22 protein-coding genes and 1 tRNA gene are annotated in these 26,552 nt (G+C 70.5%); 8 read left to right on the top strand and 15 right to left on the bottom strand.

Annotation, left to right across the window (positions count from 1 at the left end):
* The first annotated feature begins 10 nt into the window (after window positions 1–10).
* Entirely contained in the window at window positions 11–526 is a 516-nt protein-coding gene (locus EGM46_RS03765) for a hypothetical protein (protein WP_125098834.1), read from the top strand.
* A gap of 100 nt (window positions 527–626) precedes the next feature.
* Here EGM46_RS03765 and EGM46_RS03760 read toward each other — a convergent pair whose 3' ends face one another.
* From EGM46_RS03760 to EGM46_RS03725, 8 genes are all read right to left on the bottom strand, one after another.
* Window positions 627–1,403, bottom strand: coding sequence for a cysteine hydrolase family protein (locus EGM46_RS03760; RefSeq protein WP_125098833.1), 777 nt, complete (start codon window positions 1,401–1,403; stop codon window positions 627–629).
* Between the two features lie 65 nt (window positions 1,404–1,468).
* On the bottom strand, window positions 1,469–2,110 hold the full coding sequence (gene kdpC / locus EGM46_RS03755) for a potassium-transporting ATPase subunit KdpC (RefSeq protein WP_277425208.1): 642 nt from the start codon (window positions 2,108–2,110) through the stop codon (window positions 1,469–1,471).
* Window positions 2,111–2,118: 8 nt separating this feature from the next.
* Complete coding sequence (kdpB, locus tag EGM46_RS03750; protein ID WP_125098832.1) at window positions 2,119–4,266, bottom strand: potassium-transporting ATPase subunit KdpB; 2,148 nt, start codon at window positions 4,264–4,266, stop codon at window positions 2,119–2,121.
* Window positions 4,263–5,936, bottom strand: a complete 1,674-nt coding sequence (gene kdpA / locus EGM46_RS03745) for a potassium-transporting ATPase subunit KdpA (RefSeq protein ID WP_125098831.1) — start codon at window positions 5,934–5,936, stop codon at window positions 4,263–4,265. The genes kdpB and kdpA overlap by 4 nt, the downstream gene beginning before the upstream one ends.
* Window positions 5,936–6,052 carry a potassium-transporting ATPase subunit F gene (locus tag EGM46_RS03740; RefSeq protein ID WP_206427485.1) on the bottom strand — a complete coding sequence of 39 codons (117 nt, stop codon included), beginning with the start codon at window positions 6,050–6,052 and terminating at the stop codon, window positions 5,936–5,938. The genes kdpA and EGM46_RS03740 overlap by 1 nt, the downstream gene beginning before the upstream one ends.
* A 36-nt stretch (window positions 6,053–6,088) precedes the next feature.
* Window positions 6,089–7,825, bottom strand: coding sequence for a carbohydrate-binding domain-containing protein (locus tag EGM46_RS03735; protein WP_125098830.1), 1,737 nt, complete (start codon window positions 7,823–7,825; stop codon window positions 6,089–6,091).
* A complete protein-coding gene (locus EGM46_RS03730) occupies window positions 7,822–8,634 on the bottom strand; it encodes a polyphosphate polymerase domain-containing protein (protein ID WP_125098829.1) in 813 nt (270 codons plus the stop codon). The genes EGM46_RS03735 and EGM46_RS03730 overlap by 4 nt, the downstream gene beginning before the upstream one ends.
* The gene (locus EGM46_RS03725; protein ID WP_125098828.1) at window positions 8,631–9,188 is read right to left on the bottom strand and encodes a DUF4956 domain-containing protein; all 558 of its coding nucleotides are present in this window, start codon (window positions 9,186–9,188) and stop codon (window positions 8,631–8,633) included. Before EGM46_RS03725 ends, EGM46_RS03730 begins: the two co-directional genes overlap by 4 nt.
* A 158-nt stretch (window positions 9,189–9,346) precedes the next feature.
* Here EGM46_RS03725 and EGM46_RS03720 point away from each other — a divergent pair, with 158 nt between their 5' ends.
* Together EGM46_RS03720 and EGM46_RS03715 are read left to right on the top strand one after the other, a co-directional pair.
* Window positions 9,347–10,624: a sensor histidine kinase gene (locus EGM46_RS03720; protein WP_125098827.1), complete on the top strand. Its 1,278-nt coding sequence runs from the start codon at window positions 9,347–9,349 to the stop codon at window positions 10,622–10,624.
* Window positions 10,621–11,304, top strand: coding sequence for a response regulator (locus EGM46_RS03715; RefSeq protein WP_125098826.1), 684 nt, complete (start codon window positions 10,621–10,623; stop codon window positions 11,302–11,304). Before EGM46_RS03720 ends, EGM46_RS03715 begins: the two co-directional genes overlap by 4 nt.
* On the opposite strand, the gene EGM46_RS03710 is transcribed toward EGM46_RS03715, so the two are convergent.
* From EGM46_RS03710 to EGM46_RS03685, 6 genes are all read right to left on the bottom strand, one after another.
* Window positions 11,265–12,011 (bottom strand): DUF998 domain-containing protein, encoded by a 747-nt coding sequence (locus tag EGM46_RS03710; RefSeq protein ID WP_164512802.1) that lies wholly within the window; start codon window positions 12,009–12,011, stop codon window positions 11,265–11,267. The two genes, EGM46_RS03715 and EGM46_RS03710, sit on opposite strands and share 40 nt — an antisense overlap.
* A gap of 102 nt (window positions 12,012–12,113) precedes the next feature.
* Complete coding sequence (locus EGM46_RS03705) at window positions 12,114–12,878, bottom strand: ABC transporter ATP-binding protein (RefSeq protein WP_125098824.1); 765 nt, start codon at window positions 12,876–12,878, stop codon at window positions 12,114–12,116.
* 46 nt (window positions 12,879–12,924) lie between these two features.
* The gene (locus EGM46_RS03700) at window positions 12,925–14,466 is read right to left on the bottom strand and encodes an ABC transporter permease (RefSeq protein ID WP_125098823.1); all 1,542 of its coding nucleotides are present in this window, start codon (window positions 14,464–14,466) and stop codon (window positions 12,925–12,927) included.
* A 514-nt stretch (window positions 14,467–14,980) separates the two neighbouring features.
* Entirely contained in the window at window positions 14,981–15,541 is a 561-nt protein-coding gene (locus EGM46_RS03695) for a Chromate resistance protein ChrB (RefSeq protein ID WP_125098822.1), read from the bottom strand.
* Window positions 15,542–15,614: 73 nt separating this feature from the next.
* Window positions 15,615–17,234 (bottom strand): murein biosynthesis integral membrane protein MurJ, encoded by a 1,620-nt coding sequence (gene murJ, locus EGM46_RS03690; RefSeq protein ID WP_125098821.1) that lies wholly within the window; start codon window positions 17,232–17,234, stop codon window positions 15,615–15,617.
* Between the two features lie 602 nt (window positions 17,235–17,836).
* Window positions 17,837–17,909 (bottom strand) — tRNA-Arg (locus EGM46_RS03685).
* Between the two features lie 96 nt (window positions 17,910–18,005).
* Between EGM46_RS03685 and argS the strand changes: the two genes are divergently transcribed.
* Window positions 18,006–19,676 (top strand): arginine--tRNA ligase, encoded by a 1,671-nt coding sequence (gene argS, locus EGM46_RS03680; protein ID WP_125098820.1) that lies wholly within the window; start codon window positions 18,006–18,008, stop codon window positions 19,674–19,676.
* Between the two features lie 50 nt (window positions 19,677–19,726).
* Window positions 19,727–20,488 carry a DUF2993 domain-containing protein gene (locus EGM46_RS03675; RefSeq protein WP_125098819.1) on the top strand — a complete coding sequence of 254 codons (762 nt, stop codon included), beginning with the start codon at window positions 19,727–19,729 and terminating at the stop codon, window positions 20,486–20,488.
* Window positions 20,489–20,663: 175 nt separating this feature from the next.
* Here the strand turns inward: EGM46_RS03675 and EGM46_RS03670 are convergent, their stop codons facing one another.
* Entirely contained in the window at window positions 20,664–22,100 is a 1,437-nt protein-coding gene (locus tag EGM46_RS03670) for a PucR family transcriptional regulator (RefSeq protein WP_125098818.1), read from the bottom strand.
* 165 nt (window positions 22,101–22,265) lie between these two features.
* Here EGM46_RS03670 and EGM46_RS03665 point away from each other — a divergent pair, with 165 nt between their 5' ends.
* The 3 genes from EGM46_RS03665 to EGM46_RS03655 all read left to right on the top strand — a co-directional run bounded on the left by EGM46_RS03665 (window position 22,266) and on the right by EGM46_RS03655 (window position 26,354).
* On the top strand, window positions 22,266–23,363 hold the full coding sequence (locus EGM46_RS03665; RefSeq protein ID WP_125098817.1) for an alcohol dehydrogenase catalytic domain-containing protein: 1,098 nt from the start codon (window positions 22,266–22,268) through the stop codon (window positions 23,361–23,363).
* Window positions 23,364–23,414: 51 nt separating this feature from the next.
* Entirely contained in the window at window positions 23,415–24,842 is a 1,428-nt protein-coding gene (locus tag EGM46_RS03660) for an APC family permease (RefSeq protein WP_125098816.1), read from the top strand.
* Window positions 24,843–25,088: 246 nt separating this feature from the next.
* The gene (locus tag EGM46_RS03655) at window positions 25,089–26,354 is read left to right on the top strand and encodes an NAD(P)/FAD-dependent oxidoreductase (RefSeq protein ID WP_125098815.1); all 1,266 of its coding nucleotides are present in this window, start codon (window positions 25,089–25,091) and stop codon (window positions 26,352–26,354) included.
* Window positions 26,355–26,552 lie beyond the last annotated feature (198 nt).

Genomic DNA, 26,552 nt, shown 5'->3' with positions numbered 1-26,552 from the left:
GACTGGCGCCATGTCAACACCGCAGAACGGCACGATCGAGTTCGCCAGGCACCTCGCCACCGAGCAGGGCGTGTATGGCCTGATCCTCGTGTCCGGCCTCATCGCGACCGCGAGCAGTGCGGGTGCGACCTCGTTCCGTGTGCTGCTCTTCGTCGCGGTGACGGTCGCGGTGTTCTGGCTCGCGCACGTGTACTCGAGCATCGTCGCCGGGCACGGCCGGGCCGACGAGCTCGGCGCTCCGCGGCAGCTGCGGCACACGGTCGGGCACGCGGCGCGTGAGGCGCGCGGCATGCTCGCGGCGACGGTGTTTCCCGCGGCGGCGCTGCTCCTCGGGGTGTTCGGCGTGCTCCCCGATCGCGCAGCGAACTGGCTCGCGATGTGGGTCTGCGTTGCGGCGCTCGGCGTGCTGGGCTACCTCGCGTACGTGCGGCTCGGCGCCCGGCCGCTTGCCCGCATCGGCGGCGCGCTCGTGACCGCGTCGTTTGGCATCATCATCATTCTCGCGAAGGCGATCGTGACCCACTAGCCCACCGCGGGGAGGTGCATCGAGTCCGCGCCGGTATCGGGGCGCGGAAGCGGATCAGACTCGCTGCAGTTTGGTGGGCGAGGCGCGCCCGGGCTCGCGGCTAGTGCCGGTGGCGGCCGCCGCGCTCCGCGCGCCGCGCGTTCGCCTCGCCGAGCGCCTCGAGGCGGACGAGCAGCTCGGCGGTCGTCTCGGAGTTGGCGTACAGCTTCCTGATGCTCTCGAGGGCGTGGGCGTGGCGCTGCGGGCTCATCGCCCCCATGGCGTCCTCGACGAGGCTCACCTGGTAGCCGAGGTCGGCGAGATCCCGCACCGATGAGCTGACGCACTGGTCGGTGTAGAAACCGGCGACGAGCACGTTCCGTACCCCCATGTTGCGCAGCAGCTGGTCGATGTGGGTGCCAACGTGCACGCCGGAGCAGGTCTTCGTGAGCACCGCCTCGCCGGGCAGCGGCGCCGCGGCCGCGAGGAACTCCGAGTCGGGGGACCCCGGCGGGTAGAGCATGCCGGCTGCGCGGTGCAGCGCGCCGGTGTCGGCGGCGTCGGCGAGGAGCGCCTGGATGCCGGCGTGCACGGGGCGGATCCCCACCTCGCGGCACTTCGCGAGCACCGCGCTCACGTTCTCGAGCGCGCGCTCCAGCGTCGCCTCCATCGCGTCGAGCACCGGCTCAAGCTCGGGCCGGTAGAGCCCCGTGGCCGTCAGCGAGGCGACGATCGCGGGCTTGCGCAGGTGCTCCTGCACATCGACGAGCAGCAGCACGGTGTCACGAGTGTCGAGCGACAGCGGCTCGGCGTACCCCCACGCGCCCAGCGTGCCGTAGTAGTGCTCCGCGAGTGCGTTGACCTCTGCGTCGGTGGCCAGGGGCGCGGAATCGCTCATGGTCGTCGTCCTCTCTGTGTGATGGGCATCACTAGCTATGTTGTCAGGAACTCCCGCGGCTCGGGCTACCCTGCGCATGGTCGCCCCTCAGGCGAGTGTGCGAGTACGTCGAGCGCGAGGTTCAGCTGCACCACGTTGACGCGCGGCTCGCCGAGATACCCGGCGTCGCGCTGGCTCGTCGCCGCGGCGACGCACGCGGCGACCGTCTCGGCGCCGAGCCCGCTTGCCGCGGCGACGCGCGTGGCCTGCACAGCCGCGTACGCCGCGCTGATGTGCGGGTCGAGGCCCGACCCCGACGCGGTGACGGCGTCGCTCGGAACCGCGGTGGCCGGCACGCCGTTGAACGCGGCGACCTCGCGCCGGCGCTCCGTGATCTGCGCGGCGAGCTCCGCGCTCTCCGGGCCGAGGTTCGAGCCGGCGGACGCCAGCGCGTCGTAGCTGTCGCCCGCCGCGGAGGGTCGGGGCTGGAAGTACTCGGGGAGCGGCGCTCCCGCGTCGTCGGTGAAGCGCTGTCCGATGAGCGCGGAGCCGGCCACCCGGCCGTCGGCCGCGTGCAGGAGCGAGCCGTTCGCCTGCTGCGGGAAGAGGCCCTGCCCCACACCGAGCATGAGCAGCGGGTAGCCGATGCCGAGCAGCAGCGTGAGGATGAGCATGATGCGCAGCGCCGTCCACAGCGGGGCCGCCCTGCGCCAGATCGTGTGCGTCACGGCGCCCCCTAGTAGCCGGGCAGCAGGCTCACGACCAGGTCGATGAGCTTGATGCCGATGATCGGGACGAGCACGCCGCTCAGTCCGTTGACGATGAGGTTGCGGGCGAGGTCCCCGCGCGGTCCGGTGCTGCGATACGGCACCCCGATGAGCGCGAGCGGGATGAGGATGACCATCACCAGGCTGCTGAAGATCACCGTGGAGAGGATCGCTGACGCCGGGGAGTGCAGCTGCAGCACGTTCAGCGCGGCGAGGCCGGGGAACGCCCCGACGAAGAGCGCGGGGAACAGCGTGAAGTAGCGCACCAGGTCGTTCGCGAGATTGAACGTCATGAGCGCCCCGCGCGTGGCCATCTGGCGGCGCCCCACCTCGACGATGTCGACGAGGTGCGCTGGATCGTCGTCGAGGATGATCATGTTCGCCGACGCCTTCGCCGCGGCGGTCGCGGTGTTCATCGCGATCCCGATGTCGGCCTGCGCGAGCGCCGGGGCGTCGTTCACGCCGTCGCCGCTCATGGCGACGAGGTGGCCGGCCTCCTGCTCGCGGACGATCACCGCGAGCTTGTCCTCCGGCGTCGAGTTGCCGACATACTCGTCGATGCCGGCCTCCGCGCTGATCGCCTGCGCGGTCAGCTCGTGGTCGCCCGTGACCATCACCGTGCGGATGCCGAGCTCACGGAGCTTCCGCACGCGGGTGGGCACCGACGCCTTGATCGTGTCGCGGAGCTCGATCACGCCGAGCGCTCGGCCGGGCCCGTTCGCCGGCTTCGCGCCGATGATCAGCGGCGTGCCGCCGGAGCTCGCGATCGCGTGCGTGCTCGCCTGCAGCTCGGCGAGGACGTGGCGCGGCGGCTGGGTGCCCTGCTGCTTCAGCCACGCGGCCACCGCGCTCGTCGCGCCCTTGCGGAGCTTCGTGCCGTCCGGCAGGTCGATCCCGGAGATCCGCGATGCGGCGGTGAAGACGACCGGGGTTCCGATGGGCTCCGCGTCGTCGGGCTCCGGGCCGACGGGCTCCGCGCCGCCGGCCAGCGCCAGGCGCACGATCGAGGCCCCCTCGGGCGTCGGATCCCCGCTCGAGGCGAGCGCGGCGAGGCGCATGAACTCGCCGGGATCGACCCCCGTGATGGGCAGGAACGCGACCGCGCTGCGGTTGCCCTGCGTCACCGTTCCGGTCTTGTCGAGCAGCACGGTGGTGATGTCGCCGGCGGTTTCGAGCGACTTCGCCGAGGTGACGAGCACCCCGCGGCGGAGCAGCTGCGACATCCCGGCGATGCCGGTCACCGACATGAGCGCGGCGATCTCGGTGGGGATCAGGCAGATCACCAGCGCGACGAGCACCGGGATCGAGACGGGAGGCGCGACGGGCGAGACCGCTGAGTTGAGGGTGAGCGCCACGATCACGAACGACAGCGAGAACGAGGCGAGCAGCGCGCTGAACGCCACCTCGATTGGGGCTTTCTGCCTGCGCGACTTGCTGGCGAGCTGCACGGTGCGCTCGAACGCGCTCGCCTCGACCGACGCCGTGATGCGCACCACCACGCGGCCGCCGAGGTCGCGGGTGCCGCCGATCACCGCCGTGCGGTCGCCGCCGGCCTCGCGCACCACGGGGCCGGCGTGCCCCGTGTACTCCGATTCGTCGATCTCCGCGGCACCCCAGAGCACCTCACCGTCGGCGGGGACGGTGCCGCCGGCCTCGACGACGACCACGTCGCCGGGGCGGAGGGCGTGCGAGTCGACGTCTTCGAGCTCGGCGCCGCGCGCCGCTCGATCCCGCGCGGGATCGTAGCCGACCACGCGCCGCGCGACGGTGCTGCGTGCCGCCTGCCGGAGCGAGGCGGTCTCCGCGCGGCCGCGGCCCTCGGCGATCGACTCGGCGAGCGTCGCGGTGAAGAGGCACACCCAGAAGCCGATGGCGAGCGCCCAGGTGAAGCCGGGCGGGAGGACCGTGCCGCCGGACGGCCGCGCACCGCCAACGAAGGGCTCCGCGATCGCGATCAGCGTGGTGAGCGCCGCGCCGGCCTCGGTGATGAGCAGCACCGGGTTGTGCCAGAGGTAGCGCGGATCGAATTTCCGCAGCGCGTCGACGAGCACGGTGCGCAGCGCCGACGGGGAGATCACGCTGCCGAGGCGCAGCCGGTCGAGCAGTGAGTCGATCACCTCATGAACCCTTCCGCGAACGGGCCGGCCAGCAGGTACGGCACGAACATGGGCACCGCGATGAACACGATGAGCCCAACGAGCAGGCCGACAAACTGCGGGCGGTGGAGCGGGAGCTCGAGCGTGCTCTCCGCCTTGCCCTGGAGCGAGAACGAGCCGGCGAGCGCGAGCACCAGCACGATGGGGATGAACCGGCCGAGCAGGATCACGACGCCGAGCGTGACGTTGAGGAGCGGCGTGTTCGCGCTCAGCCCGGCGAACGCCGAGCCGTTGTTGATCGCGGCCGAGACGAACGCGTAGAGCACCTCCGAGAGGCCGTGCGACCCCTCGTTGCCCATGCTCGCGACGATCTCCGCCTGCACGGATGGGATCGCGAAGCCCACCGCGATCCCGCCGATCGCGAGCGTCGGCATCACGAGGATCGCGATGCTGACGATCCGCATCTCCCTGGTGCCGAGCCGCTTGCCGAGGTAGACGGGGGAGCGACCGAGCAGGAGCGCCGTGAGGAACACGGCGATCACCATGAGCACGAGCATCGTGTAGATGCCGGATCCCGCGCCGCCTGGCGCCACCTCGCCGAGCATCATGTCGAACATCAGCATCAGGCCACCGAACGCGGTGTACGAGCCGTGCATCGAGTTCACGGCGCCACCCGTTGTGCCCGTCGTCGCGGTCGCGAACAGCGTCGACCCCACGATCCCGAACCGCTGTTCCTTGCCCTCGAGCGCGCCGCCAGCGAGCTCGGGCGCGGTGCCGGCGCCCGCGAACTCGAAGCCGGTGAGCGGCACGTACACGAGCACGAACAGCACGGCAATGGTGGCGAGCAGCGCGTAGCCCGCGCGCTGGTCGCCCACCATGGTGCCCACCGTGCGCGGCATCGTGAACGGGATGAGCAGGAGCAGCAGCGTCTGCAGCATGTTCGTGAGCGGCGTCGGGTTCTCGAACGGGTGCGCCGAGTTCGCGTTGAAGAAGCCGCCGCCGTTGGTGCCGAGCATCTTGATGGCCTCCTGCGAGGCGACCGGACCACCCGGCAGGGTCTGCGTGAGACCGGCGACCGTCTCGACCTCGGTGAACCCCGACAGGTTCTGGATCACCCCGCCAGCGAGCAGCAGCACCGCGGCGATCACGGAGAGCGGTAGCAGGATCCGCAGGTTCGCACGCACCAGATCGACCCAGAAGTTGCCGAGCCCGCTGCGGCCCCCGCGTGAGGCGATGCCGCGGATCAACGCGATGGCGACCGCCATGCTGACCGCGGTCGACACGAAGTTCTGCACGGTGAGGCCCACCGCCTGCGCGGTGTAGCCGACGGTCTGCTCCGGCGAGTACGACTGCCAGTTCGTGTTGGCGACGAACGAGGCGACCGTGTTGAACGCGAGGTCGGGGCTCATCGGCCCCATCCCGAGCGCGTACGGGAACAGCTGCTGCGTCCGCAGCAGGAGGTACAGGAGCACGAAGCCGACGAGCGAGAACGCGAGGATCGCGCCGAGATAGCCGCGCCACGACTGCTGGCGATCCGGATCCACGCCGGACAGGCGGTAGATGGCCCGCTCGACGCGCCAGTGCCGCTCGGAGGTGAACACCCACGCCATGTAGTCGCCGAGCGGCCGGTAGAGGACCGCGAGGACGAGCGCGAGCGTGAGGAACGCCGCGGCGGCGAACCACCAGTTCATCAGCTACGGTCCGGGCGCAGGAGCACATACCCCAGGTAGAGCAGTGCCCCGAGGCCGGTGAGCACGGCGACGCCGTCGATGACTTCCAACACACACTCCATCTGCAGGAACGTCATCGAGTGTAGCCCCTTCCCAGCCCCGGGGCGCTCCGCCTACGACATCTCGCCGGGGGCGGCTGGACCGCCCTGGGCCGGTTGGCCGCCGCCAGCGCCGCCGCCCGGCCCCGCCGCACCGCCCTCGCCGGCGATCGCGGTGCCGACGGTTTCGCCGTCTACGACCACGGAGTAGCTCGCGCCCGCCGTCACTTCCGCCGCGGAGACCAGGATCGATGCGGCCTGTTTCCGCGCATCGAACGAGCCGATTTCTGTGCCGTCGTCTGCAACGATGGTCCCCGTCTGCCCCGCGGCGATCGCCGCGGAGACGATCACCCAGCCCTGCCCGTCCGTCGTTGGGGTCTGCTCCATATCGCCGGGTCCGAACGCGGTGATCGTGCCGCCAGTGACGGTGAGCTCGCCGTTCGTGTCGAGCGAGCCGTTGCCGCCGCGGGTTGGCCCGTACACCACCACCGTGCCGCCGGTCACGGTGAGGATGCCGTTGGAATCGAGCCCATCGCCCTCGGCATCGACGGTGAGCTCGCCGCCGCTGATCGCGAGCGTTTCACCCGTGTCCTGGAACTCGCTCTGCGGTCCTCCGGTTGCGCCGGTGTCGGCGGCCGCTGTGCCGGCGATGAGCGCCTGGAGCTCGGTGTTCCCCGAGGCGTTCACGCCGTCGTCGCTCGCGGTCACCGAGGTGGTGCCCCCGCTGATGCCGATGCTGGCCGCCTCGATGCCCTCGGTGGCGCTCACGACCGTCACGGTCGGCGCCGCGCGCTCCGGCAGCTCGCCGATGGCGACGATCGCCTCGCCCTTCACACCGTCATCAGCCGCCATGACCGTCACCGTGCCACCGCCAATCACCGCGTCGGTGAACGCCTGGATGCCGTCGTCCCCAGCCGTGATGTCGATCGTGCCGCCCGCAATCGAGACGACCCCGCGCGACCAGTCGATTTCCGCCTCGTCAGCATCGCCCTTGCTATACATCCCGTCGCCCGTTTCCGCGGTGAGGGAGAGTTCCCCGCCCTCGATGACGAGCGCGTCCTTGCCTCGTAGGGCGTCGGCCCGTGCCGTCACAGCGAGGGTGCCGTCAAGGATCACGAGGTCGTCCTTCGACGTGATTCCGTCGTTGCCGTTGCCGGTCACGGTGAGCGAACCGCTCCCGCTGATCGTCAGGTCAGCGGTCGAGAAGATCGCCGCGTTCGCGTCGGCGTCCGCCGCGTACGTCTCGGCGTCCGAGACCCGGTTCGTGCTGCCGTCTGCGAGATGGATCGCCACGTCGTCGGCCTGTTGCACGTGAATGGCGGATCCCGCACTGTTCGTGATCGTCACCCCGTCCAGAATGAGTACGACCCGCGCATCATCCGGTGCCGCGACCACGAGCTGCCCGGTGAGGGCGCCGGAGAACCGGTACACGCCGGCGGCCGTGACGGTCACGGTCCCGGCGCTCGACTCGATCCCGGTGCCAGACGGCGACCCAAGATCCACGGCAATGGCGTCGGCCACGTCCCACTCGTCGGCTCCGAACTCAGTCACCTCGGCATTGTCGGCGAGCACCGCTGCCGGCGTGAGCCCGGTGGCTGAGGTCGCGGCTGCGTCATCGTGCGCGGTGGCTTCCGTCTGCGCGCTGGCCTCCGCTTGCGCCGAGGCGCCGGGGTCCTGGGTCGCAGTGGTGCAGCCGGCGAGGAGCGCCAGGCTGCTCACGAGCGCGCAGCCCGCGAGCGCGCGGCGTGCGAGTGCGCGCTGGCGCGGGGCGCCTGCGCGGAGTGTACGCGGGGAAATGTGGGGCGTGGTCATGTGTTCCTCCCAGTGGTGTGCAGCGTGGAATCTGCTGCGGTGGTGACGGTGGTAGTGAGCTCGCGCGTCCACGCGTTGCGTGGGAGCGCGGGGTAGAGCGCCGCGGTTCCGATCCCGAACTTGCTGACGCCATTCGGGCGATGTCCAGCGCGCCAGAGCGCGTCGTCGAGGTGGCTCCTGCGCTGGGCAGACTTGGTTTCGATGATCACGTGGCCAGGCACGCTGGCGGCGCCGCCGCCCGGCGTGCTCCAGCGCAGATCGGTGTCGATGGTGGCGCGGCTGCCGCACGGCAGCAGCAGCGTGGTCCGCTGGTACGTACTCGACAGCGATGGGCGGAGCCGCTGCGCGAGTGCGGCGTCGGCGCCGGAGTCGCCGAGCACCGACGCGGCGAACTCGCGGCCGTCCCGGCCGAGCCGGTCGCGATCCGCGGGGTCCCACGGCACCCGAGTCTTGACCGTCGTGCCGCGACCTCCCTTGGTTTTCACCTCGAGGAAGCAGCCGCCGGTGTCGAGGTAGCTCCTCGTGCGAAGTTTGAAGCGCCGTCGCCTGCGCTGCGCGGTGAGCCGGTACACGGCGAAGTCGTCGGTGTCGAAGTAGACCGAGTCGTACCCGAACGTGCGCTGGCCGGACATTTCGAGCACTCGGGTGCCGGGCTCGAGCGCGCGCAGGACGCGCGCGGCATCCTCCGGCGCGAGGAGGTACTTGCGGTCCACACGTTCGAGCAGCGCCGCCACGCGCACGAGCTCCGGGAGCCCGACGCCTGAGAGCCACGCGGTCGGCGCGGTGAGGACCGCGCTGTGCGAGGTCATGTCGCGTCCACGCGGTAGCGCACGTCAACGAGCGTGCTGTCGTTGACCAGGTCGAGCTGTTGCACTGTGACCGCGGTGATGCGGGCGTTGAGCCGCTCAGCGAGCGCGAGGCGCAGCTCATCCTCCGCGGTGATCGCCCGGTCGAGCCTGACGAGCTGCTGCCTGCTGCCCGGGAGGATCTTCGGATGATCGGCGAACCACATCGTGGCGACGATCACGGCGATGAGCGCGGCAGGCAGGAGAAGCGAAGACCCGCCAGCGAGGCCCCCGATGAGCCCCATCGCGAGCGCGGCGAAGTAGTACGCGACCTCGCGCTGAGAGATCTCGGACGAGCGGAGCCGGATGATGCTCAGCACCCCAAAGAGCCCGAGTCCGAGGCCCGCAGCCACCTGCGAGCTGCCGAGCACCACTGTGACGGCGAGCACGCCAGCATTGACCCCGAGGAACGCAACAACCAGGTCACGCCGTCGGTGACGTCGATAGTAGATCCCCAACACGAGGATGAGGATTGCGGCGAGATCGATCATCGCGAGGATCACTGTGGTGTTGAACATGGACACTCCTTGAGGGTGATACGAGGACTTCCAGCCTCTCGGGGGAGCACGTCGTGCGCGTCGCCCCAGTGTCGACACTTTGCGTACTGCGACCGCGGTACGCGTGATGCTGCGCGTGGGGGATGCCGCTGCCGCAGGTCCTCAGCGAGAATGGGGGCATGAGTACCGCGCACGCACCCGCCAGCCCCGCGCCACACGGCGCTGCGTGGTTTGCGCGATTCCCCGCGTGGGGGATCGACGTGCTCGCGATCGGCGTCGTGCTCGTCACCTCCGTGTTCGGCGTGCCCATGGTGCGACTCGCTGGCCTGCCAGCGAACGGCGGCGGGGGGCCTGCCGGGCCGGGCGGGCCGGCAGGGCCGGTGGGCGGCGCGTTCCCGGTGCTCGGGATCGCGATCCCGCTCGCGATCGTGCTGCTCGCGTGCGCGCTCGTGCCGCTGCGTCGCCGCTGGCCCGTCGCGGTCGTGTGCGCCGGGCTGCTGCTCTACGTCCTCACGGTGGCGCTGCACGCGCCGGCGATGGGGGTCGGGATCGTGGTGATCCTCGCGATGTACCAGCTCGGTGCGACCGGTCCCCGCCGCACCACCCTCCTCTTCGGGGGCGTCGCGACGCTCAGCGTTGCCGCGCTCAGTCTGCTCAGCTCCGAGTTCGGGGTGTTCGATGTGCGCGTCTTCCAGATCGCGGCCGGCATCGCGGTCGCTGCCGCACTGGGGGACAGCGCGCGATCGCAGCGCGAGGCCGCCGCCGCCGCGACCGAGCGCGCCGAGCGTGCCGAGCGCACCCGCGAGGCCGAAGCGCAGCAGCGCGTCGCCGAGGAGCGGCTGCGCATCGCGCAGGATCTGCACGACACCGTCGCGCACCAGATCTCCGTGATCAGCCTCAACGCTGGCGTGGCCTCAAGCGCCCTCGACGCGCAGCCAGAGAAGGCGCGCACCGCGCTCCGCACGATCCGGAGCTCCTCGCGTGAGGTGCTCACCGAGATCAGCGAGCTCCTCACCTACCTCCGCGCCGACGACGAGCTCGGCGCGCTCCCGCCGCAGCCGCGCGCCGCCGACCTGATCCCGCTCATCGAGCGCGTGCGCGAGCTGGGGCTCGCCGTGACCCTCACGGGCGAGGCCGCGCTGGCCCAGATCACCGGCGCAGCCGGGCGCGTGTTGTACCGCGTGGTGCAGGAGGGGCTCACGAACGCGCACAAGCACGGCTCCGCTGGCACGGCGTCGGTGACGGTGACGCTCGACGGCGCCGACGCGCTCGTGCGCATCGACAACCCCGTCTCGCGCGACGCACGCAATCTCCCCGAGGTGCACCCCAGCGGGCTCGGGCTCACCGGGATCCGGGAGCGCGTCGCGTCGATCGGCGGCACCGTCGAGTTCGCGGCCAGGGGAGACACCTTCGAGGTCGCGGCGCGACTGCCGCGCGCACGAGAGGACGCCGCATGATCCGCGTGCTCGTCGTTGACGACCAGTCACTCATCCGGCAGGCCGTGGTCGACATCCTGGGAAGCGCAGACGGCATCGAGATCGTCGGTGAGGCCGCAGACGGTGAGGCCGCGGTGGCGCTCGCCGCAGCGCTTCGGCCCGACGTCGTGCTCATGGACATTCGGATGCCGCGGCTCGACGGCATCGCCGCGACGGCGGCGCTCTGCGCGGCGTCCGACGCCGGCGAGGCGGGCACGCGCGTGCTCATTCTCACCACGTTCGAGGAGGACGAGAACGTCGTCGCGGCGCTCCGGGCTGGGGCGAGCGGCTTCCTCGGGAAGGGCGCGGAGCCCGAGGAGATCGTGCGCGCGGTGCACGCGGTGCACGCGGGAGACGCGCTGCTGTCGCCCGCGGCGACCCGCGCGCTCATCGCGCGCTACGTCGCGGCCCCGGCAGCGCCAGCGGTGGACGAGGCGGCGCACCCCGAGCTCGCGACGCTCACGGAGCGGGAGCGCGAGGTGCTGCTGCACGTGGCACGCGGCCGCTCCAACCAGGAGATCGCCGCGGACCTCGTGATCTCCCCGCACACCGCGAAGACGCACGTCAACCGCATCATGATGAAGGTGTTCGCGCACGATCGCGCGCAGCTCGTGATCCTCGCCTACGAGAGCGGGCTGCTCGTTCCCGGCGCGGCGGGCTGAGGGGTTTCCGCCGCTGCGGGGCGCCGCCGTCGGCTGAGCTGCACGCTCGACACGAGCCCGGTGGCGATCAGCCAGGCGATCCCGATCGAGGTCGCGATGTACTCGCAGAGCGCGCCGAAGTCGGTCGCCGTGTCGGCGAGTGAGAGGAGCCCCCCGGTGCCCGCGATGACCGCGACGAGCGATGCGGCGGTGCAGGACAGCACGGCCCACGCGCGACCGCGGAATGCGAAGAGCAGCATCGCGACGCACGCGAGCACGAAGCCCGTGATCGCGAGCACGAGGTGCGCAAAGTCCTGCGCGGTGAAGAGCGCGGAGCTCGGAGCCGGGCAGCCGGGCGTGCACGGGGTGGCCGCCGCGCCGACGAAGCAGAGGCCGGCCGCGGTCAGCGCGAGTGCGCCAGCGGCCGCGATCCTGCCGGCGCGGGAGCCCCATGAGCCGAGCCCCACCAGGATCCCGCTCAGGCCGACCAGCGTGAGCGCCACGCGGAACACCTCCTCGGTGGGCTCGCCGGGGGCGCCGAGGCCGCTCACGTAGGGCGGATCCTCGTGCGAGGCGCGCGCGGACCAGATGAGGATCACGGCGATGAGCGCCGCGAGCGCGCCGCCCGCGCAGAGCGCCGCGGCGAGCGCGGCCCGGGCGCCGCGTGCCGAGGCGCTGCCGCGCGGGGGCCCAGTGGGCCGTGCGCGTGCCGGTGCGTTCTGCAACAACGTGATGTGCTCTCTGTGCGCCTGATCAGTCTCGGGAGGTGGGTTCGCCCAGCGTAGCGTGGCGCGCGCGGCAGCGTGGCCGACGCGCGCCACGGGATCCGCTCACTCCTCGCGAATCGCGCCAGCGGTGAGCCGCAAGCGCCGGTGCGCGCGCCGCGCCACCGCGGAGTCGTGGGTCACCGCGACGATCGTGAGGCCCTCAGCGTTCAGCTCGGCGAGCAACGCGAGGATCTCGTCGCGCATCGCCTCGTCGAGGTTGCCGGTCGGCTCGTCAGCGAGGAGCACGCTCGGCGCAGCCACGATCGCGCGGGCGATCGCGACGCGCTGCTGCTGGCCGCCCGACAGCTCGCCCGGCCGGTGGTCCCCGCGATCGCCGAGGCCGACCCGATCGAGCGCGCGCGCCACGCGCTCGTCGCGCTCCTGCCGGCCGATACCGCGTCCTTCCAGCGCCGTGTCGACGTTCTGGCTCGCGGTCAGCGTGGGAATGAGGTTGAACGACTGGAAGACGAAGCCGATCGTGTCCGCCCTGAGTCGGGTGAGCTGCCGCGACGTCGCCGCGCCGAGGTCGACGCCGCCGAGCGTGAGCGTGCCGCCCGAGGGGCGGTCGAGCGCGCCGAGCAGCTGGAGCAGAGTCGACTTGCCGCCGCCGGTCGGCCCCTGGATCGTGACGAACTCGCCGCGCTGAATGTCGAGGTCGACGCCGCGGAGCGCGTGGACGAGGCTGTCGCCCGTGCGGTAGCTCCGCTCGACGCCGCGCAGGCGGTAGACCTGGCCGGTGTCGGTGTCGGTGTCGGTGTCGGTGTCGGGGGTGTGAGCGGAGTTCGTCGCGGGATCCGCGTGGCGTTCGATGTCGTGCGTCGTGGTCATGGTGTGGTCTCCTGATTCGGGTGCGGTGTGGGGGAGTGTGGCGGCGCTACGCAACGGCGCGGAGCGCTTCGACGGGGCTCAGCCGGGCGGTGCGCCAGCCGCCGAGCGCGCCGGCGAGCAGCCCACCGAGCACGGTCAGCCCGATCGCGCTCGCCACGATCCAGGGCGTCACGGGCGCGGTGAGCACGATCTCCGTCGCCGCGGACAGGCCGCGTCCGAGGCCACCGGGCATCCCGCCGCCCGCGAGACCATCGGCCAGGCCCTCCGGTGCGCCGTCCGGCATGCCGGTGGTGCCGCCGGCACCGGGATCGCCGGCCGGCGCGTCGCCGGCGCCCGATCCGGTGCTGATCGTCGGCGCGATGAGGGTGATGATTCCGGCGGCGCCGAGCCCGAGCGCGAGCCCCGCGGCGCCGCCAATCAGCGCCTGCACCATCGACTCGCCGGCGATCTGCGACATGATGCGCGAGTTCGACCAGCCGATCGCCTTCAGCGTGCCAAACTCGCGGGTGCGCCGCGTGACGCCCGAGCTGGTCAGCAGCATCGCGATGAGCAGGGCGACGAGGAGCACGATCACGGACAGCCAGGTGCCGAGGCTCGACAGCAGGGATGCCGCGCTCGAGAGCGAACCGGACACCTGCGCCGCGAGGTCCGACTGCGAGCTGACGGTCGCGTCGGGCACCGCCTCGGCGAGCGCCGCCTCGACATCGGCGATGGCCGCCGAGGAGGTGGCGCTCACCTGCACGGTCGAGACGACGTCGCCGAGCCCGCTCAGCGATCGCGCCGTCTCGAGCGGGAGGAAGAGGTTCGCCGCCGTGTCGGCCGAGTCGGACGCCGAGGCGACGATGCCGATCACCTCGACCTCCTCGCCCGCGATCTCGACGGTGTCGCCGACGGCGAGCTCGCTCGTGGACGCGTAGGTGGCGTCGAGGAGCGCCACCCTGGCGGTCGCGTCGGACGCCGTGAAGCCGCGCCCGGCGGTCACCTCCGTCGCGGAGAGCGGTCCCAGCTCCGTGTCCGACGGGTCGACGCCGAGCACGCTGAAGCTGTCGATCCCGAACGCGCTCCCGCCAGCGCCGTCCGGGCCGCCCGGCCGCGCGGCACCGCCCTGGTCCCCGGTCGCGCCGTCCGGTGCGGTCTGCCCGCCGGCCTGCGCCTGCGAGAAGTCCGGCAGCTCGCCCTCGAAGGTGACGCTCGTGAGATTCAGCACGCCGACGGCCGACGCCACCCCATCGAGCTCGGTGATCGTCTGGAGCACCGAGGCGTCGAGCGTGCTCCGCCCCATCTCCGCGGTCAGCTGCGACTGATTGAGGGTGGTGGTGCCGTCGCTCGTGACACCGTCGGAGCCGCCGAACTCGAAGCGCGGGCCGCCGGGACCGCCCGCGCCTGGCCCCTCGGCTGCGCCGGAGACGGTGAGGTCGGTGCCGACGCCGTAGACGCTCTCCAGCGCCTGCGACTGTGCCCGCTGCACGCCGCTCGACAAGGCGGACACCACGATGACCATCGCGATCGCGATGGCGAAGCCCGCCGCGATGATGATCGTTTGCCGCGTTCTCCCGCGGAGTTCTTGCATGAGCATGGTGCGGTACATGTGGATCCTTCCAGACGCGCTCGCGCACCAGCGGTGCGCGTGATCGGTGGGGCGTGAGTGCCCCACGATCAGTGTTTCGCGCGCCGCCTGGCCCCGCGTCACCCCCGCGCAGACACCTGCATACCGCGATCGCAGTAGCCGGGCGGATGCCGCGGAGCGGCCGCGCAGCGATCCCGATCAGCTGGTGTGGCGAGCGCTCGGCGCGGCTATGCGGTCCGGCAGAAGCGTTTCAGCTCGGCGCTGTCGTGAATCCCGGGAAACACGCGCTCGGGAACGAGGCCGCGAGGTGCACGGGAAGATCGAGCGCCTGCTCGGGGAGTTCGAGTGTGTCGATGGACCCTCTGGCATCCCCGTTCTCCCCGATGCTCACGCGTATGCGCTGGCTTTCCACGCCGTTGGTCCGGGGAGACCTCTGCTGCTCGGGCCTCCCCGCACCCCCACGTTCCACACTGACAACCCTTGCCGCGCGTGAACACCACTCGCGAACGGGAGTTATCGGACCGTGATCCCGCTGCTACTGGTGACCTGCGGCCGCCGGCAGATTGGCGGCGTAGACGAGCTCGGAGAACTCGGCCAGCTTCTCCGTCACCTCGTCGAGGCGCTGCGCCGCGGTCGTCGCGGCATCGAGCGGGATCGCGTTGCGGCGGCTGAGGTCGCGGTGCCAGCGGCGCAGCCGCTCGAGGCTCTGCTCCTCCTCCTCGAGCTCACCGAAGGTGAACTTCTCCTTGGCGATCTCGCGGTCGATTTCGGCGTCGAACTTCGCGCAGTCCGCGATGAACTCGTCCCACTCGTCAGTGCGTGCGGCCACGAACGCGTCACGGAGTGAGGAGACACCGCCGTCCTCGTACGAGCCGGCCGTGAGCACGACCACGCTGCCCCCTCCCTTCTCGGCCAGCGCGCGCACGGCGGCGAGCGCCTCGGTGAACGCGGGGACCTCGGGGATCACCCAGGCCCCAGATGCGATGGGCACCGCGCCCATTCGGCGCAGCTCGCGCCACACCGCAACGCGGTGTCGGGAGGGTTCGGAGGGGACGCGGGGGATCACGAGCAGCCAGGCGAATGTATCATCAGTCATGTTGCAAATGTAACACAAGTTACTTTCTGGGTGTGCGAATGTTTGCGTGCTGTCCTGGCGTGCCGGCTGCGTGCTACCGCTCCCCGGGCCGCGGGCCCCGGCGCCGCGCGCGCACATCGGACTGGCCGAAGAGGATGAGGCAGGGAACGTACACGGCGACGGCGGCCGCGGCCACGATCACGCAGCCAGCCAGTGCGGCGAGTGGGCTGCTCAGGATGAAGCCCGCCGGGTCTCCGCCCCCGAGGGCCAGGGCGGTGCCCCACGCCACCGCGCCGGCGATCGCCGCGCTCGCGAGGGTTCGCGCCGTGTCCGACACGATGCGCTGCCCGGCGAGCTCGGGGAGGCGTTTCTTGAGGAGCGCATAGGTCACGAGGGCCTCCACCCACAGCAGCAGCGACAGCCAGAGTGCAATGACCCAGGTCACGTAGGCCGGGTCGACGAGGAAGCTCAGCCCGATCCCGATCGCAGCGATCGCGGCCTCAATGATCTGAACGATCGCCGGCGTTCGAGTGTCGCTGAGTGCGTAGAAGCCGCGGTTCAGGACGAAGAGGCCGCTGAAACCCACACAGCCGATCACCCCGGCGACGAGCACCGGGGAGGCCGTTGCGATGGTCTCTGGGCTCGCCTCGAACATCACGACACGAAATGCCGGAGTCGCAAGCGGGATCATCACCGCGGTGAAGAAACAGATGACGATCCCTGACCGTCGAAGGAGGTGCGCGATCTCGCTGGCGAGCTCGGCGCGTTTGCCCTTGAGCGCCTGCGTGCTCATGCTCGGGAATCTGCTCGTTACGGCGGACATGACGAGCACCGAGTGGGGGAGTACGACGATCAGGCTCGTGAGGTTCCATGCCGCGATTCCCGCGTCGCGCGCGCCGGCTCGGTTCATCGCCCAGACGGTGAGCAGGAGCACGAGCTGCGCGACGACGACGGCAAGCAGGGTCCAGCCGGCGAGCTTCGCGGTCGCCCGGAGGCCAACACCCTGAAAACGGAAATCGAGTCGGAATCGGATCGACGCTCGCCGCAGGAACGCCAGGAGCACGAGCGCCTGAGCCAGGATCCCCGCCGTTGCGGAGCCAGCGATCAGGAGCTGTTCCATCGGGCCCCACTGGTCGGCGGTTCGGAGCCCGTCCGGGTCCGCGCCGATGAACACGATGAAGAGGACGATGCCGCCGAGCGCGATCAGGTTGCTCAGCGCTGGTGCCCACGCATACGGCATGAACACTGACTGGGCGTTGAGGACCTCCCCGAGCGCGGAGTACATCGTGAAGAAGATGATCTGCGGGATGAGCCAGTACGCGAGGACGGTCGCGAGGTGCACCTGCGCGGGGCTGTCCCAATTGCTGCCGAGGAGTGCGATCAGCGCTGGCGTGAGGAGCAGGGTGAGGGCGCACACCGCGGTCACCATGACGAGGGTGAGCGTCAAGAGCCGGTTCACGTACCGCTGCCCGTGCTCCGGGGAGGTCATCGCCTTCGCGACCTGCGGGACCAGCACGGAGGAGATCGCGCCGGCCGCGATGAGGTTGTAGATCGAGTTGGGGATCTGGTTCGCGGTGGCGAAGCTATTGGCCCAGACGCCGAGCGACCCGATGGCTGCGGCGAGGAGCATGTTGCGCGCCACCCCGAGGAGCCGCGAGACCATCGTTCCTGCTGCGATTCCCGCGCTCGGGTTCTTGCTTAGCAGTCTCAGCATGGTCCCACGCTAGTCCGTGGCGTTACCGGGTGTGTTTCAGTCGCTCGCGGGGACTTACTGCGAAGGGGAAGGAGGATCCTCCTCCCCGCTCACTTCATTTGGATCTACGGCGCTGAGGCGTGAGTTATGGAAAGGCTCACCGATTTCCACGCTCTGAGCAGGCGCGTGGCCCGGTGCAGGCGTATGGGTTCGACCCTGAGAGATCTGGTTGAGCTCATGAAACGCGTCGGGTGAGGACCGCGTTCCGCTGGGACGAGTAACCACGCGCACGGCGAAACCAGCTGCGAGGCCTGACCAAAGAATGATCGTGAACCACGGTGTTCAAGAGGCCTCGATCGCGAGTGAAGCGACCCAGCTGGTAAAGGCAACCCCGAGGAGAGTCCACATCGTTGCCCGAACGATTCGTCGACGCCTCAGTGCTGACCTAATGTGTGGCACGGTAGCACCGCACTCTGATGCGGCAACCAGGTGCCGGGGACGTCCGCAGGGGCGATGGAGCCCCCGGGAAGTCTGATCCGTTGGCCGCCTGTTCGAGCCGCCCGAGCACCTCCCGGCACAGAAAAAGGCTCCCACCGCCGAAGCGATGGAAGCCAGTGTTGCAGTGCCCCCGGAGGGATTCGAACCCCCGACCTACGGTACCGGAAACCGGCGCTCTATCCCCTGAGCTACGGAGGCGAGCAAGTGCAACCAGACCAGCCTAGCGCACAACGCGCGGCCGGTGCGCACCGCGTGGAGCCGGGGCGCGCCGCATCCGCACTACAATGAGTCCTCGTGACGCCACAAGAGCTTTCCTCCGCCATTGCCCGCATCGTGACCGACCTTGTTGGGGCCCGCGGCCTCGACCTCGTGGTCACCGAATCCGATACGCAGGTGGAGCGACCCAAGAACCGGGAGCACGGGGACTGGGCGTCGAACGTGGCCATGAAGTTCGCGAAGCGCCTCGGCACGAACCCGCGCGAGTTCGCCCAGGAGATCGCTGCGGCTGCCGAGGGGATCGACGGCATCGCGAAGGCGGAGGTCGCCGGCCCCGGATTCATCAACCTCACTCTTGACGCCGCGAGTGCCGGCGAGACCGCGCGCCGCGTCGTTGAGCAGGGCGAGAACTACGGGCGCAGCGACACGCTCGCCGGCCAGCGCATCAACCTCGAGTTCGTGTCCGCGAACCCGACGGGCCCGCTCCACATGGGGCACACGCGTTGGGCCGCGCTCGGCGATTCGACCGCCCGCGTGCTGCGTGCCGCCGGCGCCGAGGTGACCAACGAGTACTACATCAACGACGCTGGCGCGCAGATGAACAAGTTCGGCCGCTCGGTGCTGGCCGCCGCGCTCGGCGAGGACGCGCCGGAGGACGCCTACCCCGGCGAGTACATTCAGACCCTCGGGGCGCGCGTGCGCGAGCAGATCCCGGGCCTCGCAGAGCTCGCGGCGAGCGACCGCAACGCGGCGCTTGAGCGGGCACAGGAACTCGCGTACCAGCTGCAGCTCGCCGAGATCCAGGACTCGCTCGAGCGCTTCAACGTGCACTTCGACGTGTTCTACTCGGAGCGCACGCTGCACACGGATGGGCCGAATGGCGAGCCCAGCCCGATCGCGGCCGCCATCGACCGCCTCCGGGCGCAGGGGCACGTCTTCGAGGAGGACGACGCGATCTGGGTGCGAACCACGACGTTCGGTGACGACAAGGATCGCGTGTTCACGCGCGGCAACGGCATCTACACGTACTTCGCCGCCGACGCCGCGTACTACCTCGACAAGATGGATCGCGGCTTCACCGAGAAGATCTACCTGCTGGGCGCGGATCACCACGGTTACATCGGCCGTCTCACCGCGATCGCTGGCGCTGCGGGCGACGACATCGAGACGAGCATCACGGTGCTCATCGGTCAGCTCGTTAACCTCAATGGTGCGCGCCTCTCCAAGCGCGCGGGCAACATCATCGAGCTCGACGACCTGCTCGAGTGGCTCGGAACCGATGCGCTTCGCTACTGGCTGGCGCGCTACCCGGCGGACTCGCCGCTCGCGCTCGACGGCGAGAAGCTGCGCAGCCGCTCCAACGACAACCCGGTCTTCTACGTGCAGTACGCGCACGCGCGCACCTGCGCGGTGGATCGGAACGCCGAGGCGGCAGGGCTCGGGCGCACCGCGTTCGCGCCCGAGCTGCTCACGCACGAGACCGAGACCGAGCTGCTCGGCAAGCTGCAGCAGTACCCGGGGATCGTCGCCGGCGCTGCCGAGCTGCGCGAGCCGCACCGCATTGCGCGCTACCTCGAGGAGCTGGCCGCCGCGTTCCACCGCTGGTACGACAACTGCCGCGTGCTGCCGATGGGCGAGGAGCCGATCACCGATCTGCACCGCACCCGACTCTGGCTGAACGATGCCGCCGGCCAGGTGCTGCGCAACGGCCTCGACCTGATCGGAGTGAGCGCACCCGAGCGCCTCTAGCGCTGAGTCGCTAGGCTCGGACGTGAACATCGATCCGAGGGGGTACGGGCATGGCGAGGGGCGAATCCAGCTGGTGGAAGAAACTTCTGGGCGTGCTCATCGCGCTCGCGGTGCTCGCGGGGGCCGCTGAGCTCGGGCTCCGGCTCTTCCTGCCAGGGACCATCGAGGGGGTCGTGCGATCCCAGCTGAAGCTCTCCGGGGATCACCCCGTCGACGTGAACCTCGGGGGATCGGCGCTGCTGCACGCGCTGCGGGGCGGCGTCGGTGACGTCACGGTCACCGTCCCCGCCGCGCCGCTCACCGACGGGGTGACTGCCGACGCGAAGATGCACGCGGGGCTCGTCCCGTTCAACCCGCTCACCGGCGAAATCAGCGAGGGATCGCTGCGCTTCACCGTGCCGCAGGACCAGATCTCGCCGATCGTCTCCGTGCTCACGAAGGGCGCGGCGACCACGGGTGAGGTGCTCGACGGCGACCTGGTCGTCGGGCGATCGATCCCGTTCCTCGGGCAGGACGTGCCGATCACCATCGCGCTCGGGGTCGGGGTGGCGAACGGCGACGTGATCCTCACCCCGAAGGAGGTGAGCGCGGCGGGTCTTGACCTCACCGCGGAGCAGATCGCGGGCGCCACGGGATCACTGCTGGATCCGCTGCTGCGACCCGAACCGATCTGTGTGCGGGATCAGTTGCCAGCTGGTGTCACGCTCACCGGCGTGGAGTTCTCGAGCACCGGCTCGATCACGGTGTCCGCTGACTTGGCGCCGACCGCGGTGTCGGACCCGAAGCTCCACGCGAAGGGCAGCTGCGGCTAGCGCGCCCCTCCCGGGCCCCCTCCTGCGCCTCCGTGGCACCACTTCCCGCGGAGAAATTTGATCCTTCGGAGGGTGTGCGGGCGTTCCGCTCCGAGATCTCAGATTTGTCCGTGAGAAAGTGGGGTGAGGAATGCCGGGGAGGGGCGGGGATCGGGGCAGGGCGCCCGGGGCGGCGTTACGCGCCAGCGGCGCGCAGCGCCAGCCACGCCGCCGTACGATCGTCGGCCCGGTCGAGGAACAGTCCCGTGAGCTCCTCGATGCGGCGGATGCGTGAGACGAGCGTCTGGCGGTGGATGCCCAGCCGCTCGGCGCTCGCCCGGTGCGCGCCGAGCTCCGCGAGGAACACGTGCAGCGTCTCCGCGAGCTCGCCGTGCGCGCCGTCCGGCCCGCGGAGCGGGTCGAGCACGCTCGCGATCTCCGTCCCGACCGTGTGATCGAGCGCGGAGAACACAAGTCCGACGGTGGACAGCTCCGCGTACTCGACCACGGGCTGCCCATCCTCGAACGCCGCGTCGAGCGCCTGCCGCGCCTGCACGGCGCTGCGCGCGAGCGCGTCGACGGGCGCTGGCGTGCCGACGCCGAGGTGAAGCCTGCTCCCCGCAACCGGCGAGAACCCCTGCACGCGGGCCACGAGCTCGGGCGCGAGCTCGGGGCGGAGGAAGCCGCGAACGCGCCCGTGCCCGACCGTGAAGACGTGCTCGGCGCCGAGCTCATCGAACCAGCGCCGAAGCAGGCGCTCGGCGTCGATCGTGCGGGTCTTCGCGCCGAGCTCGAACGCCGTGAGTGTCTGCTCGTGCACGCCCCAGCGGTGCAGGAGCCGTGGTGCCGGCGCGCCGCCGGCGAGCAGGAGGTCGAGCAGCGCCTCGCGCCCCAGGTGTTCGGTGAGTGTCGGGTCGTGCGTGCGCAGCAGCAGGTCGAACAGCGCGGCGGCGAGTGAGGACAGGTCGCGCGCGTGACTCGTGCGACTCGAGCGGGTGGCGATCACGAGGCGGCCAGCCAGATCCCGATCTGATCCGACCTGGTGCAACTGCAGACCGTGGTGCCGCACGCGCACGGGACGCCCGGTGGCGACAGCGATCGCGTCGGACACGTGCAGCCGACCGGCGCCCGCGCTCGCGATGAGCTGGCCCTGCGGGTCGAGCAGCACGGCCCAGCCGTCGATCCGGTGCGCGAGCTCCGCGATGACCGCGGTGATCCCGCCGCGCCGCGCCACCTGTGTGAGCACGTTCATGCCCGCGGTGACCAGGCGGTCAGCGGCGGCCCGATCCTCGGCGATGATCGTGGTGAGCGTCGCGTGGAGGGCGACGTCGGCGAGGTCCGTGCCGAGGATGGCGGTCATGCCGTGCTCGGCGAGCGACGCCCGCAGTGCGGGATCGCTGCGCGGTGAGACGAACACGGCTCCGAGCAGCGCTTCGCGCGCGGCGCCCCCGGCGGACAAGCGTTCGAGGAGTTCCTGATCAGAGCCAGTAATAAGCGTCGCGTAGTTCGGGTTCCCGACGACGACGTACGCGTGCAGTGCGGTGACGCCGTCGACGGGGGTGCGCTCGTCGAGGCGGTGCGGAATGCAGTGCCCGCCGACCGCGCGCACGACCGCAGTGAGGTCAAGGGCCATGCGTCACAGTGTACCAAGTGGTGATCCGGGTGTTCAGGAATCGTCACTTGGTGCAGTGACAGTGCGTGCCGCGGCTCCGTACGATCGCCTGAGTCGTCCTCGCACCGCGCCACACTCCGGCGGGACCGCGAGTCGAATGAATCGAATTACGAAGGAGTTTTCCTGATGAAGGCTGTGGTGTTCCGCGATCCGGAGACCCGCGTCGAGGTTGTCGACGTCGAGCTCGCCGCCCCGAAGGCGGGGGAGGTGCGCGTCAAGATTGCCGCCGCCGGTGTGTGCCACTCTGACCTGCACGTCAAGCGTGGCGAGTGGGATGCTCCCGCCCCGATGGTGATGGGCCACGAGGGGTCCGGTGTGGTCGTCGAGCTGGGCGAGGGCGTCACCTCGCTCGCCGTTGGCGATCACGTGGTGCTCAGCTGGGTGCCGCCGTGCGGCGAGTGCCGCTACTGCCTGCAGGGGCACGAGGCGCGCTGCCAGAAGGTCGCGACCGTCGTCGCACCGCAGGGCGTGCTCTTCGACGGCACCTCGCGCCTCACGAACGGTGACGAGCCGCTGCACCACTACCTCGGGGTGTCCTCGTTCGCTGAGGAAGCCATTGTTCCCGCCTCCGGCGCCATCAAGGTGCGCGACGACGCGCCGCTCGACGTCATCGCCGTGGTCGGCTGCGCCGTCGCGACCGGTGTCGGCGCGGTGCTCAACACCGCCGCGGTCGAGCCGGGCGCGACCGTCGCCGTGATCGGCTGCGGCGGGGTCGGCCTGAACGTGGTGCAGGGCGCCAAGCTCGCGGGCGCCGAGCGCATCATCGCAATCGACGTTGTCCCCGAGAAGACCACGATGGCGCTGCAGTTCGGCGCGACCGACCGGATCGACGCCTCCGAGCGCGACGCCGTCGAGCAGCTCTTCGAACTCATGCCGGACGGCGTCGACTACGTGTTCGACGCGATCGGCCGCACCTCCACGACCGAGCAGGCGATCAAGATGCTCGGTCTCGGCGGCGCCGCGGTGATCGTCGGGCTCCCGCCCACCGGCGCGAAGGCGTCGTTCGAGCCGCTCGTGCTCGCGGAGGCTGACCAGCGCATCCTCGGCTCGAACTACGGCTCCGTGCGCCCCTCGATCGACATCCCCGCGCTCGTTGACCGCTACATGGACGGCCAGCTGAAGCTCGATCCGCTGATCTCCGGACGCCGCACGCTCGACGAGGCCGCCGAGGCGCTCGACGACCTGCAGGCCGGCGGCGTGCTCCGCACGCTCCTCATTCCGTAATCGACTCCACCTCCACTCCCTCGACGACGAGAGAAAGACACACGAACTGACATGACTCAGACCACAGAACGACAGGTCGACGCCGGCCTCCGCGAAGGGGTGATGTCTGGCCCAGAGCTCGCTGCCCAGGCGATCGCCAACATCGCGCCGAGCGCCGTCATCGCCTTCACCGCCGCCTCGATCTTCCTCGGCGCTGGCAACGGCACGATGTTCGCATTCGTGCTCGCCACGATCGTGATCCTCTGCGTTGGCTACATCATCTCGATGTTCGCCAAGCGGCACGCCTCGGCTGGCTCCCTCTACACCTACGTCTCCAAGGGCCTCGGCCCCACCGGCGCCTTCGCTGCGGGCATCGCGCTCCTCATCGGTTCCTGGGGTATCGCGGCCGGCTCTCTCGGCGGCGCCGTGTCCTACGCGGCCGACCTGCTGCAGATCTTCGGCATCTCGCAGGCGAGCAGCCTCGGCTGGCTGATCGCGCTCGCCGTGATCATCGGTGGGCTCGCCACCTTCTTCACGATCCGCGGCATCCGGATCTCGGCGCGCGTCTCGCTCGTGCTCGAGCTCGCCTCCGTCGCCATCATCCTCGTGCTGCTCGTCACCGCGCTCGTCTGGCTCGGCCCCGACGCGTGGGATCCCGCGCAGTTCTCCTTCGAGGGCGTGCCATTCCAGGGCGTTGCCGCCGGCATGGTGCTCGGCATCCTCGGCTTCGTCGGCTTCTCCTCCGCGGACGCGCTCGGCCGTGAGGCGAAGAACCCGCACACCGCGATCCCGCGTGCCATCATGTGGAGCGCCGTCGTGGTCGGCGTGCTCTACGTGTTCGCCGCGTACACGCAGATCGCCGTGCTCGGCGACGACCTGGCCAAGGTGGCGAGCCCGCTGCAGGCCATCAACGACAAGATCGGGATGCCCGGCTGGTTCGCTCCGGTGCTCGTGTTCGGTGTCGCGGCGTCGTTCTTCGCCGTCGTGGTCGCACCGCTCAACGTCGTTGGCCGCATCGTCTACGTGATGGGCAAGGAGGGGATCATGCCCGAGCGCTTCGGCCGCACGCACGAGACCCACCTCACCCCGCACCGCGTGCTGCTCATCGCCGGCCCGGCCGCGATCCTGCTCGACATCATCCTGCTGCTCGCCGGAACGCACCCCATGGACATCGTGGTGTGGGTCGACACGTACGGCACGTACGGCTACATGGTCGCCTACGCGCTCGTCGCGATCGCCGGCATCGTGTACACGACCAAGGCCGGGATCCCGAACCGCCTCGTGTGGCTCTGCGCGATCGTCGCCGTCGTTGCCATGGGGTACGTCTTCTTCGCGAACGTGTGGCCGGTGCCCGCGTTCCCGATCAACGTGATCCCGTACCTGTTCGCGCTGACGATGCTCGCCGCGTTCCTCCGCTTCTGGTGGGTGCAGCGGAACCGTCCCGAGGTGCTGCAGCGCGTGGGCAACACGCACACGGAGATGCTGGAGGGCGTGGGCTAGGGGCTTGGGCTCGGGCCTCTGGCCCGGGCAGGTCGCACCACACCCAACCAAACCCAACCCAACCAAACCAAACCAGCCGGAGAAATTGGGTTTCTCGGAGGGAATCGAGAGGTTTCCCCCCGAGAAGTCCAATTTCTCCGGCTGGTTTGGTTTGGTTTTTTGTGCCCCGTGGCCCGCACACGCCGGGCAGCGCCCCGCCCGCACACCGGCTAGGGTGGCCCGAACGGACAAAGGAGTTCACCAGCTATGACCCAGCAGCACACTGTCATCGTCGGCGGCGGCCTGATCGGCCTGTGTTCCGCGTTCGCGCTCGTGCGCGACGGCCACCGCGTCACCATCGTCGAGCGCGATCACCTCGGGGCCGGCGCCGCGACAGGCAACGCCGGCGAGCTCACGCCGCAGCAGGTCGCCCCGCTCGCGTCCCCGAACACGGTGCGCGACATTTTCACGGGACTCTTCACGCGGTCCTCGTACCTGTCGATCGCGATCCCGAGCCTGCCGAAGCTCGCCGGCTTCGGCCTCGGGTTCCTGCGCGCCTCAACGAAGCGCCCGGCCGCTCGCGGCGCGGCGGCGCTCGCCCAGTTCGCCGACGAGCTGCTGCCCGCCATGCACCGTTTCGCCGCCGACGGGATTGACATCTCCGGCGGCGGCAGCGGCTTCCTGATGACCGCCTCAGACGAGGGCGAGCTGCGCGCAGCGCACGCGAGCTATACCGCGCGCGCGGAGCACGGCTGGGGCGAGGGGCCACGGCCGATCCTGCGGGGCGAGGAGCTCCACGCGCACGAGCCCGTGCTTGATCCAGCGATCACCGGCGGTTTCGTGCTGCCCGGCGAGTTTTCGCTTGACCCGGTCACCTTCGTCGCGAGCCTCGTGTCAGCGCTCGAAGCCGCGGGCGTCACCGTGCGCACCGGCCTCACCGCGCTTCGATTGGGATCGGGGGCGAGCGTCGTCTGCCGCGACGCAGCGGGCGCCGAGACGACGGTGGCCGGCGACCGCGTGCTCATCGCGGCGGGCGCGTGGACGACCCCGATCCTGCGCCGATCCGGGATCCGCTCGGCGCGCGTCGTGTCGGGGAAGGGGTACAGCTACACGGTGCCCGTCACGCGGATGCCGCGCACCCTCATCCACTCGATGGATCGGCACTGCGTGGTGATCCCGATGCACGATCGGCTCCGCATCGTCGGCATGATGGAGTTCGACGGCCGACCCGAGCGGATGAACCGCGACCGCTTCGATGTGCTCACGCGCGCGGCCCGCGGGCTCATCACCGGGGCTGACTGGGACGCTCGCACCGACGAGTGGGTGGGCGCACGCCCGATGACGGCCGACGGCATGCCGCTGCTCGGGCCGGTGCCCGGCCGCCCGGAGGTGCTCGTCGCCGCGGGGCACAACATGCACGGCCTCTCGCTCGGCCCCATCACCGGCGAGGTGGTTGCGCAGCTCGTCGCGGGGGAGACCCCCACCGTTGGGGAACGCCCACTCGACCTCGCCCCCTTCGCGGTGCGACGCTAGCGCCGGGCGGGCTGCTGGCGGGCATGCGCGCGCAGCCCCAAGCCCGCACGCGACGTCACCCCCTGTCACACGCCGATTTCTGCATGCGCGGCACGATAAGCTGGACAGGTTCGTTCTGAGCTCTGCCTCCGTTCGCACGGCTTCAGGGGCCAATCCGGGTCCGCTCGCCATCGGTCGCACGCCGCGATCAGCGAGCGT

The sequence above is a fragment of the Leucobacter chromiireducens genome (assembly GCF_003917135.1).
GTDB classification, from domain to species: domain Bacteria; phylum Actinomycetota; class Actinomycetes; order Actinomycetales; family Microbacteriaceae; genus Leucobacter; species Leucobacter chromiireducens_A.
This window is presented reverse-complemented; position numbering and strand designations above follow the sequence as displayed.

What these genes read in the sequence shown, in the direction of transcription:
- EGM46_RS03765 (WP_125098834.1), top strand. Translation starts at nt 11, where the DNA reads ATGTCAACACCGCAGAACGGCACGATCGAGTTCGCCAGGCACCTCGCC.
- murJ (WP_125098821.1), bottom strand. Translation starts at nt 17,234, where the DNA reads ATGCTGAGACTGCTAAGCAAGAACCCGAGCGCGGGAATCGCAGCAGGA.
- EGM46_RS03730 (WP_125098829.1), bottom strand. Translation starts at nt 8,634, where the DNA reads ATGACCTCGCACAGCGCGGTCCTCACCGCGCCGACCGCGTGGCTCTCA.
- EGM46_RS03670 (WP_125098818.1), bottom strand. Translation starts at nt 22,100, where the DNA reads ATGGCCCTTGACCTCACTGCGGTCGTGCGCGCGGTCGGCGGGCACTGC.
- EGM46_RS03700 (WP_125098823.1), bottom strand. Translation starts at nt 14,466, where the DNA reads ATGTACCGCACCATGCTCATGCAAGAACTCCGCGGGAGAACGCGGCAA.
- EGM46_RS03725 (WP_125098828.1), bottom strand. Translation starts at nt 9,188, where the DNA reads ATGTTCAACACCACAGTGATCCTCGCGATGATCGATCTCGCCGCAATC.
- EGM46_RS03675 (WP_125098819.1), top strand. Translation starts at nt 19,727, where the DNA reads ATGGCGAGGGGCGAATCCAGCTGGTGGAAGAAACTTCTGGGCGTGCTC.
- kdpA (WP_125098831.1), bottom strand. Translation starts at nt 5,936, where the DNA reads ATGAACTGGTGGTTCGCCGCCGCGGCGTTCCTCACGCTCGCGCTCGTC.
- EGM46_RS03665 (WP_125098817.1), top strand. Translation starts at nt 22,266, where the DNA reads ATGAAGGCTGTGGTGTTCCGCGATCCGGAGACCCGCGTCGAGGTTGTC.
- EGM46_RS03735 (WP_125098830.1), bottom strand. Translation starts at nt 7,825, where the DNA reads ATGACCACGCCCCACATTTCCCCGCGTACACTCCGCGCAGGCGCCCCG.
- EGM46_RS03740 (WP_206427485.1), bottom strand. Translation starts at nt 6,052, where the DNA reads ATGACGTTCCTGCAGATGGAGTGTGTGTTGGAAGTCATCGACGGCGTC.
- EGM46_RS03720 (WP_125098827.1), top strand. Translation starts at nt 9,347, where the DNA reads ATGAGTACCGCGCACGCACCCGCCAGCCCCGCGCCACACGGCGCTGCG.
- EGM46_RS03705 (WP_125098824.1), bottom strand. Translation starts at nt 12,878, where the DNA reads ATGACCACGACGCACGACATCGAACGCCACGCGGATCCCGCGACGAAC.
- EGM46_RS03655 (WP_125098815.1), top strand. Translation starts at nt 25,089, where the DNA reads ATGACCCAGCAGCACACTGTCATCGTCGGCGGCGGCCTGATCGGCCTG.
- EGM46_RS03760 (WP_125098833.1), bottom strand. Translation starts at nt 1,403, where the DNA reads ATGAGCGATTCCGCGCCCCTGGCCACCGACGCAGAGGTCAACGCACTC.
- EGM46_RS03660 (WP_125098816.1), top strand. Translation starts at nt 23,415, where the DNA reads ATGACTCAGACCACAGAACGACAGGTCGACGCCGGCCTCCGCGAAGGG.
- EGM46_RS03695 (WP_125098822.1), bottom strand. Translation starts at nt 15,541, where the DNA reads ATGACTGATGATACATTCGCCTGGCTGCTCGTGATCCCCCGCGTCCCC.
- EGM46_RS03715 (WP_125098826.1), top strand. Translation starts at nt 10,621, where the DNA reads ATGATCCGCGTGCTCGTCGTTGACGACCAGTCACTCATCCGGCAGGCC.